Consider the following 7,504-nt stretch of genomic DNA (forward strand, 5'->3'; position numbering starts at 1 on the left):
CACGCCTGTTTTGGATTAAAATGCTGATCGCTCCGGGATGCATCACCACGCTCTGGATTTAACATACTGATTTTACGTCAAGGGAATCCGCAGCCTTTATGGCTACGCAGCATAATATCTATTTATTCAACAAAGCCCCTGCACGCCGCACAGCGAGGAGAAGCGTATGCAAGCACAGGATCGGGCACACATCGAACAGTTTCTTGAAGCTATGTGGCTAGAACGAAACCTGGCTGACAACACGCTGACTTCTTACCGGCGAGATTTAACCGCACTGGCCGATTTGCTGGAGCGTGCCGACAGTGATTTATTGCAGGTGCAGGCGCTTGATCTGCAAGCTTATCTTGCAGAACGCGTGGAAGGGGGATACAAAGCGACCAGTTCAGCGCGTTTGCTGAGTGCCATGCGTCGCTTTTTTCAGTATTTATACCGGGAAAAACGGCGTAGTGACGACCCCAGCGCGGTGTTGTCTTCTCCCAAATTGCCCCAGCGCTTGCCCAAAGATCTCAGCGAAGCGCAGGTGAGTGCGTTGTTGCAAGCGCCCTGTGTGGATGAACCGCTTGAGCTGCGCGATAAAGCTATGCTTGAGGTGCTTTATGCCACGGGGCTACGCGTCTCGGAACTGGTGGGGCTGACCATTGCTGATGTCAGTTTACGCCAGGGCGTCGTGCGGGTGATTGGTAAAGGCAATAAAGAACGGCTGGTGCCGCTGGGGGAAGAGGCTATTTACTGGCTGGAGCGCTACCTCGAGCACGGCAGGCCCTGGCTGCTGAACGGACAAACGCTTGATGTGCTGTTTCCGAGCTCCAGGGCGCAGCAGATGACGCGCCAAACCTTTTGGCACCGTATCAAACACTATGCCGTGCTGGCATCCATTGACAGTGAGAAGCTTTCACCGCATGTTTTACGCCATGCATTCGCTACGCACTTGCTGAACCACGGTGCTGATTTGCGTGTCGTACAGATGTTATTGGGGCATAGCGATCTTTCAACAACGCAAATTTATACGCACGTTGCCACTGAACGGCTGAAGCAGTTGCATCAACAGCATCATCCGCGCGCCTGACATTGCAGGCGACATAAGGGCCAGACGGCTAAACGCGCCCTTTACAGGCGGAATACATCATGAACGGGACTGAATACGATGAAAAAAGGGCTAATGGCGCTTTCTTTACTGCTCGCGGCGACGAGTAGCGCAGTACACGCCGACGACGCGGCGATTAAACAGACACTGATCAAACTGGGAATTGAAAAGATGGATATCCAGCCTGCGCCCGTCGCTGGCCTTAAAACGGTGCTGACGGAAAGCGGCGTACTTTACGTAACGGAAGATGGTAAACATTTGCTGCAAGGGCAGCTCTACGCCGTGGATGGCGGCACGCCGGTGAACGTGACTAACCAGATTCTGAAAGGAAAACTGGATGCCTTGCAGGATCAAATGATCGTCTACAAAGCGACGCAGGAAAAACATGTGATTACTGTTTTCACCGATATCACCTGCGGTTACTGCCACAAACTGCATGAGCAGATGAAAGACTATAACGATCTGGGTATTACCGTTCGTTATCTGGCTTTCCCGCGTCAGGGGCTGAATTCGCCGACGGAAAAAGACATGCAGTCTATCTGGTGCACCGCTAACCGTAACAAAGCGTATGACGCCGCGTCGCGCGGTGAGGCTATCTCCCCGGCAACCTGCAAGACCAATATCGGTGCGCATTATGAACTCGGTATTCAGTTCGGTGTGCAAGGTACGCCAGCGATTGTGCTGGAGGACGGCACCGTGGTTCCGGGTTATCAGGCACCGAAAGAGATGTTAGCCATGCTGAACGCGCATCGTGCTGCGGCTAAGCGGGGCGCATAAATTGTCGTCAGGTTGCCCCATTAAAAGCGATAACGTGTAATGCACGCCGTCACGCAGTGGAATTGAAAATAAAGTGGAATTAAAAACCATACTCCGCCGGCGTCCGCTGGCGGAAGGCAGTGGACTTCCCGCAACGCTTCCTCCGTTACTACGCCGTCTGTACGCGCAGCGCGGCGTCACCGGGGGGCAGGAATTGGATCGCAGCCTGCGCGGCCTGCTCGATTATCGCATGCTCGATGGCATTGACGACGCGGTAGTGTTGTTGCAACAGGCGCTGACAGAACAACGGCGCATCGTCGTCGTCGGTGATTTTGACGCCGATGGCGCGACCAGCACCGCGCTTACCGTGCTGGCACTGCGCAGCATGGGCGGTAGCCAGGTGACCTATCTGGTGCCGAACCGTTTTGAAGATGGCTATGGCCTGAGCCCGGAAGTGGTGGTGCAGGCCGAGAAGCTGGGCGCAGAGCTGATCCTGACGGTGGATAACGGTATTTCATCCCATGCCGGCGTGGATGATGCGCACCATCGTGGTATTCAGGTGTTGGTGACTGACCATCACCTGCCGGGGGAAACGTTGCCCGCCGCTGATGCGATAATTAACCCCAATTTGCGCGACTGTGCCTTTCCTTCTAAATCGCTGGCCGGCGTCGGCGTGGCGTTTTACCTGATGATGGCGCTGTTTGTGCGTCTGCGCGACAGCGGCTGGTTTAGCCAAAAAGGATTGTCGGAACCAAAACTGGCGGAACTGCTCGATTTGGTGGCGCTAGGCACAGTGGCCGACGTGGTGCCACTCGATGCCAACAACCGTATACTGGTATCGCAAGGGCTGAATCGCATTCGTGCCGGTAAATGTCGCCCTGGCATTCGCGCCTTGTTGGAAATCGCCAACCGCGATGCCAGCCAACTGGTAGCCAGCGATCTGGGCTTTGCGATTGGACCACGCCTGAATGCGGCAGGGCGTTTGGATGATATGTCGATTGGCGTGGCGCTGCTGCTGTGCGATGACATAGTCGACGCGCGGATGCAGGCCAGCGATCTGGATGCGCTCAATCTGGCGCGGCGTGAAATCGAGCAAGAGATGCAGGCGGAAGCCATGCAACTGTGCGAAAAGCTGGAACACGGCCTTGAACAACTGCCGCTGGGATTGGCGATGTACCATCCCGAATGGCATCAGGGCGTGGTCGGTATTTTGGCATCACGGCTTAAAGAGCGTTTTCATCGACCAGTGATTGCGTTCGCACCAGCGGGCGAAGGGGGGCTCAAGGGGTCTGGCCGTTCAATACCCGGTCTGCACTTGCGCGATGCGCTGGAACGCCTAGATACTCGCTATCCGGGGCTGATGGTTAAATTTGGCGGTCACGCGATGGCGGCTGGACTATCGTTGGAAGAACATCAGTTTGATACCTTCCGTGAGCGCTTTGGTGAACTGGTCGGCGAGTGGCTGGATGAATCGCATCTGGAAGGGGTTATCTGGTCGGACGGTGAACTGATACAAACCGAACTGAATCTGGTGACGGCAGAGATGCTGCGCGATGCCGGACCGTGGGGACAAGAGTTTCCTGAACCCACGTTTGATGGGCGTTTTCGTATCTTGCAGCAGAAACTGTTGAAAGAGCGCCATTTGAAGCTGATGGTGGAGCCGGTTAATGGCGGGCCACTGCTGGACGGTATCGCGTTTAATGTGGATACCCGCTGCTGGCCCGACAGCAGCATTCGTGAGGCGGAACTGGCCTACCGCCTTGATGTTAACGAATTTCGCGGTAAACGCAGCGTGCAATTGTTGATACAGCATTTGTGGCCGGTGTAGCGAGTCATCGCTCGTAGGGGTAAAATTGCGCCAGACGGCTGTAAACCTGGTGTATATTCCGCTAGAATCGTCCGTTTATATCCATTTTTTTCTCCGTCGTTTGACGGCTAATGTAAGACGCTAATCATGTTTGAAATTAATCCGGTAAAAACCCGCATTCAGGACCTGTCTGACCGGACAGCTGTTCTGAGGGGGTATCTTTGACTATGATGCCAAGAAAGAACGCATGGAAGAAGTAAACGCCGAGCTGGAACAGCCCGACGTCTGGAATGAACCTGAGCGTGCACAAGCGCTGGGCAAAGAGCGCTCCTCGCTGGAAGCGATCGTCGATACCATCGATCAGATGAAACAGGGACTGGAAGACGTTTCCGGCCTGCTCGAACTGGCGGTGGAAGAGGACGACGAAGAGACGTTCAACGACACCATCATTGAAGTGGACGCGCTGGAAGCCAAGCTGGCACAGCTCGAGTTCCGCCGCATGTTCTCCGGCGAATACGACAGCGCCAACTGCTACCTCGATATTCAATCCGGCTCCGGCGGCACGGAAGCACAAGACTGGGCCAGCATGCTGCTGCGCATGTACCTGCGTTGGGCAGAGAGCAAAGGCTTCAAGACCGAAGTGATTGAAGAGTCTGAAGGGGAAGTCGCGGGTCTCAAATCGGCTACCATCAAGATTATCGGTGACTACGCGTTTGGCTGGTTGCGCACCGAGACGGGCGTGCACCGTTTGGTGCGTAAGAGCCCGTTTGACTCCGGTGGTCGCCGCCATACTTCATTCAGTTCCGCGTTTGTGTATCCGGAAGTGGATGACGATATTGATATCGAAATCAACCCGGCAGATCTGCGTATTGATGTATATCGCGCCTCCGGTGCCGGTGGACAGCACGTTAACCGTACCGAATCTGCGGTGCGTATTACCCATATACCCACCAGTATTGTTACCCAGTGTCAGAACGACCGTTCCCAGCACAAGAACAAAGATCAGGCGATGAAACAGCTGAAAGCGAAGCTGTATGAGTTTGAGATGCAAAAGAAAAACGCTGAGAAGCAGGTGCTGGAAGATAACAAGTCCGATATCGGTTGGGGCAGCCAGATTCGTTCCTACGTACTGGATGATTCCCGAATCAAAGACCTGCGCACCGGGGTGGAAACGCGTAATACCCAGGCTGTGCTGGATGGCTATCTGGACCGATTTATTGAAGCAAGTTTAAAAGCGGGGTTATAACAAGTCACATGGCTGAGTCACAATCACAGGGTGCCGATCAGGCGCTGGATCTGAACAAAGAATTGAAAGCGCGCCGCGAAAAGCTCTCGGCGCTGCGTGAACACGGTATCGCTTTTCCTAATGATTTCCGCCGTGATTCTACTTCTGATGCGCTGCACGCGGCTTACGACGATAAAGAAAACGAAGAGCTGGAAGCGCTGGGCATCGAAGTGGTCGTGGCGGGTCGTATGATGACGCGCCGCATCATGGGTAAAGCCTCGTTCGTGACGTTACAGGATGTGGGTGGCCGCATTCAGCTGTACGTGGCGCGTGACGATCTGGCGGAAGGCATCTACAACGAACAGTTCAAAAAATGGGATCTGGGCGATATTCTGGGCGCGCGCGGCAAGGTGTTCAAAACCAAGACCGGTGAGCTTTCCATCCATTGTACTGAACTGCGTTTGCTGACCAAGGCGCTGCGCCCGCTACCGGACAAATTCCACGGTCTGGCGGATCAGGAAACCCGTTATCGCCAACGCTATCTGGATCTGATCGCCAACGACGAATCGCGCAATACGTTCCGTGTGCGTTCGCAGATCATGTCTGGTATCCGCCGTTTCATGGCGGAGCACGGGTTTATGGAAGTTGAAACACCGATGATGCAGGTGATCCCCGGCGGTGCTTCCGCGCGTCCTTTTGTGACTCACCATAATGCGCTGGATATTGACATGTATCTGCGTATTGCGCCGGAACTGTACCTGAAGCGTCTTGTGGTTGGTGGTTTTGAACGCGTGTTCGAAATCAACCGTAACTTCCGTAACGAAGGGGTTTCGCCGCGTCATAACCCGGAATTTACCATGATGGAACTTTATATGGCCTATGCCGATTATAAAGATCTCATCGAGTTGACCGAGAGCCTGTTCCGTACCCTGACGCAAGACGTTCTGGGCAGCACCACAGTGCCTTATGGCGATCAAACGTTTGATTTTGGTAAACCGTTTGAGAAGCTGACCATGCGCGAGGCTATCTGCAAATATCGTCCGGAAACCAACGTGGCGGATCTGGACGACTTCGATAAAGCGTCTGCCATTGCAACGTCTCTGGGGATCAAGATCGAAAAAGGCTGGGGTCTGGGCCGTATCGTGACCGATATCTTCGAAGAAACCGCAGAAGCGAATCTGATCCAACCGACCTTTATCACCGAATATCCTGCGGAAGTTTCACCGTTTGCGCGTCGTAATGATGAAAACCAGGAAATCACTGACCGTTTTGAGTTCTTCATCGGTGGACGTGAAATTGGTAACGGCTTCTCCGAGTTGAACGACGCAGAAGATCAGGCAGAGCGCTTTGCCGATCAGGTACGCGCAAAGGATGCCGGCGACGACGAAGCCATGTTCTACGACGAAGACTACGTCACCGCGTTGGAACACGGTCTGCCGCCAACGGCGGGCCTGGGCATTGGCATCGACCGTATGGTGATGCTGTTTACCAACAGCCACACCATTCGTGACGTGATCCTGTTCCCGGCGATGCGTCCGCAGAAGTAAACGTCTTCGAACGACTGACGCATAATGAACCCCATGCAAGCATGGGGTTCATTATGCGTTGTCATCCCGCGAGCCATGCTGGTAAATCCACAGAGAAAAATGCTACCGTCACGCCTCTGTTTCGGGGGGAAGTGGCTCCATGATCACCTATCGTGATGGCTGGTTTGAACTGGCGTTGTTAGAAAATACCGGCGTATTTCCCCGCCATACCCATGATGAATATGTGATTAGCGCCAATCTTAACGGCGTGGAGCATGTCTGGCTGGATGGCAACACTTTTGATGTCGATCCCCAGATGGTGACCACCTACAATCCGCATCAGCTACAAAGCGGTGATAACAGCGATGGTCGCTGGCAATGTGCTTCGCTCTACGTACAACCCGGCGCTTTTGAGCATTTCTTTGGTCGTGCCTTTCGGTTTGCACAAGGTGTGCAACAGGCTCCCGTTCTGGCGCAGCAGTTGAAAATATTGGCAAACCACAGCGATGAGCAGAGCGATGGCGCGATGTATCAGGAGAGGCTGGTGCTGCTATTGGCAGCATTGATGGACAACGATATGGGTAGCCCTGCGCCGTTGAAGATGGTCAGCGAGGGCAGCAGGGTAAAACGCATCAAGGCGCGTTTGCTCGATTGCCTGGCAGAACCGCCCAATCTGGATACGTTGGCGCGCGATGAACACATCACCGTGGCGCATCTGGTGCGTAGCTTTCATCAGGAAGCCGGTATGCCGCCGCTGGCTTGGCTGATGCAGCGCCGTATTGGCAAAGCGCGTGAGCTGCTGCGTCAGGGCATGAGTATCAGTGAGGTTGCCCTTAGTCTGGGTTTTGCCGATCAGGCACACTTCACCAAAACCTTCAACCGCTTTAACGCCATGACGCCGGGGCGTTTTCAGCGTATCAATTTCTGACAATACGTCCTGTCATTGACCCCGTAAACTTGCGTTCATTATTTGTACTAGCTCAGACCTGATCTGACAGTTACCGATTATTTATACAGGTGTCTGTCAGATTACATCTGGTTCAGATTCTTTTCTGCCCAGATCCGTTTTCCATCGAGTAAAGTGGCCATCGGCGTACGCCCGCAGC

At 54.1% G+C, this 7,504-nt stretch carries 6 protein-coding genes; all 6 read left to right on the plus strand.

Going from position 1 to position 7,504, the window contains the following annotated elements; all coding sequences use genetic code 11:
- The first annotated feature begins 166 nt into the window (after nucleotides 1-166).
- Nucleotides 167-1,066: a site-specific tyrosine recombinase XerD gene (gene xerD, locus QZ506_RS01050; protein ID WP_291968427.1), complete on the plus strand. Its 900-nt coding sequence runs from the start codon at nucleotides 167-169 to the stop codon at nucleotides 1,064-1,066.
- Between the two features lie 78 nt (nucleotides 1,067-1,144).
- Complete coding sequence (gene dsbC, locus QZ506_RS01055) at nucleotides 1,145-1,861, plus strand: bifunctional protein-disulfide isomerase/oxidoreductase DsbC (protein ID WP_291968428.1); 717 nt, start codon at nucleotides 1,145-1,147, stop codon at nucleotides 1,859-1,861.
- A gap of 73 nt (nucleotides 1,862-1,934) precedes the next feature.
- Nucleotides 1,935-3,668 carry a single-stranded-DNA-specific exonuclease RecJ gene (recJ, locus tag QZ506_RS01060; protein ID WP_291968429.1) on the plus strand — a complete coding sequence of 578 codons (1,734 nt, stop codon included), beginning with the start codon at nucleotides 1,935-1,937 and terminating at the stop codon, nucleotides 3,666-3,668.
- Between the two features lie 126 nt (nucleotides 3,669-3,794).
- Nucleotides 3,795-4,893, plus strand: a protein-coding gene (gene prfB / locus QZ506_RS01065) for a peptide chain release factor 2 (RefSeq protein ID WP_291968430.1) whose coding sequence is annotated in 2 segments (ribosomal slippage) — nucleotides 3,795-3,869 and nucleotides 3,871-4,893 — 1,098 coding nt in all. Because the reading frame shifts where the segments join, the coding sequence is not laid out codon by codon here.
- Between the two features lie 8 nt (nucleotides 4,894-4,901).
- Nucleotides 4,902-6,419 carry a lysine--tRNA ligase gene (gene lysS / locus QZ506_RS01070; RefSeq protein WP_291968431.1) on the plus strand — a complete coding sequence of 506 codons (1,518 nt, stop codon included), beginning with the start codon at nucleotides 4,902-4,904 and terminating at the stop codon, nucleotides 6,417-6,419.
- Between the two features lie 139 nt (nucleotides 6,420-6,558).
- Nucleotides 6,559-7,326 carry an AraC family transcriptional regulator gene (locus QZ506_RS01075; protein ID WP_291968432.1) on the plus strand — a complete coding sequence of 256 codons (768 nt, stop codon included), beginning with the start codon at nucleotides 6,559-6,561 and terminating at the stop codon, nucleotides 7,324-7,326.
- Nucleotides 7,327-7,504: the final 178 nt, after the last annotated feature.

The organism is Candidatus Symbiopectobacterium sp., assembly GCF_020054415.1.
Classification (GTDB): Bacteria; Pseudomonadota; Gammaproteobacteria; order Enterobacterales; family Enterobacteriaceae; genus Symbiopectobacterium.